Origin of the sequence: Motilimonas pumila (genome assembly GCF_003596335.1) — a bacterium.
Classification (GTDB): Bacteria; Pseudomonadota; Gammaproteobacteria; order Enterobacterales; family CBDFNC01; genus Motilimonas; species Motilimonas pumila.
In genome coordinates this window covers 1-1,582 of record NZ_QZCH01000089.1, presented here as the reverse complement: position 1 = coordinate 1,582, position 1,582 = coordinate 1, and the positions used below count along the sequence as shown (strand labels likewise).

2 protein-coding genes and 1 pseudogene are annotated in these 1,582 nt (G+C 41.7%); 2 read left to right on the top strand and 1 reads right to left on the bottom strand.

All coding sequences use genetic code 11. The features are described 5' to 3' along the window. Window positions 1-408, bottom strand: a pseudogene (locus D1Z90_RS20545) (IS4 family transposase); the annotation flags it as partial. Window positions 409-472: 64 nt separating this feature from the next. On the opposite strand from D1Z90_RS20545, the gene D1Z90_RS20540 reads away from it, so the two are divergent. Continuing rightward, window positions 473-727: a hypothetical protein gene (locus D1Z90_RS20540; RefSeq protein ID WP_119912634.1), complete on the top strand. Its 255-nt coding sequence runs from the start codon at window positions 473-475 to the stop codon at window positions 725-727. Between the two features lie 119 nt (window positions 728-846). Next, window positions 847-1,419 carry a DUF6037 family protein gene (locus tag D1Z90_RS20535; RefSeq protein WP_119912633.1) on the top strand — a complete coding sequence of 191 codons (573 nt, stop codon included), beginning with the start codon at window positions 847-849 and terminating at the stop codon, window positions 1,417-1,419. Window positions 1,420-1,582 lie beyond the last annotated feature (163 nt).

The following is a 1,582-nucleotide window of genomic DNA, read 5'->3' as shown; positions in this document are numbered from 1 at the left end:
CGGTGAATGATAGTGCTTATATTCGAAGACTTGTTCGTAAATCTTAACCGCTCGGCCATCGAGTGCGATGGACGCCCGAAGGGTCATATAACGAAGTTGCTCACGCACATCAGACCAGTCAACAAGAATAATAGGACAGGGATTAGCCCGTGTAATTAAGTGGGCGTGCCACTTATAAATGGAGTCTTTTTCGCGGTGTAAATGTGGGTTACCGAGCAGCCTATCGACACGCTTAATGGCATGCTTAACCGTGGTGTTGGAATCCAGTTTTCTGCCAAGCTTGGTTAAGGTTAAATCAGCGCCATTGAGCACGCTTTTAGTGGCAAGTATCAGAGAGCTCAGTCGTTTTTTGTGAATATTAGGGCATTGTTCTGTCAGTGTTTGCTGTAGAATTTGAATATCGCGCATCGTTAGGAATTCCTATTAAATTCATTTGATAAGGTGTGTTTTTGGCGAAATTCATTAGATCAGAATGAGCGATGCGCGTCTACTCATTGTTTTTATTGGAAATTATGAGGGGATTCGTGAGAGTGCGGCGTTAGTTGATTTCGAGACAAGAATGGAAGCTGGATTTCGAGCGCGAGAGGCAGAGTGGCTAAGACGTATTAAAAAAATTACAAAAACTCCTGTTCTTGTTGTGTGTGGCTCAGCACATGTGAACCATTTTTCTGAATTATTAATAGAAAATGATTTTGAAGTCATTATAGAGAACCCCCTCTGGGAATAGAACATAACAAGTCAATTTAAGTCGGAACTAAAACAGCGTGCCATGTTTCGTTCCTCAACAAGTTTGGCACACAATTTTAGTCCGCTTAATGTGGGCGTTATGAATAAAAGGAAGAAACTGTGAAGCTGGATGGATTAGCCAAGCTCTATAAGAGTATGGCTACACAACAAATTGAACGATATCGTTTTGAATATAAATCTGGTAAAGCGGTATTTGATGTTTTTTTCTTCATAGACGAGAACCCATTTGTTCTCTTATTTGGCGTTAAAACTGCCAATTTTAGTTTTGAGCTAGCTGTTGAAAAAGGTTTTAATATTGACCCTCAACTAGATCGCGAAAATTATAAAAAGCTATGCGAGGCTCTGGGCCTTGAGTATGACCCGGATAACCCTTTCAAACCTTTCAACTTCTTTAAAGAGTTTAACAATTTTATCCCTCAGAATGCAGTCGTAGCTCAAAAAGCTGAGCCACATGATGTCGCAAGCTACCGTTCCGATGTAGAAGAGGCCGATAAAATTTATTTCCTTAAATGGAGAGACAACACTAAACGCGGTGAGAACGTTCAATGGGAGAATCTCCAAAAAACAAAAAGGCTACTAGGAGAAAAGGCTTATCTTAGGTGTAAGCAAAAAAACATCAGTAGCTGCTGGACAGACAAAAAAGAGTTAGCCAATAAAGTGGTGCTCCCGTAAGATTTACTCATAACAAGTCAATCAACTTCGCGCCTTCGGCGCCGGACGCAGCAAAGCTGCGCCGGTTATTGAAGCGCTGACGGATCCCCTCATAATTTCCCTAGTCCAGCGTTGTGCGTGAGCCGTTGATATTCCAGTATTGCCCATTGATATTGGGACTCGT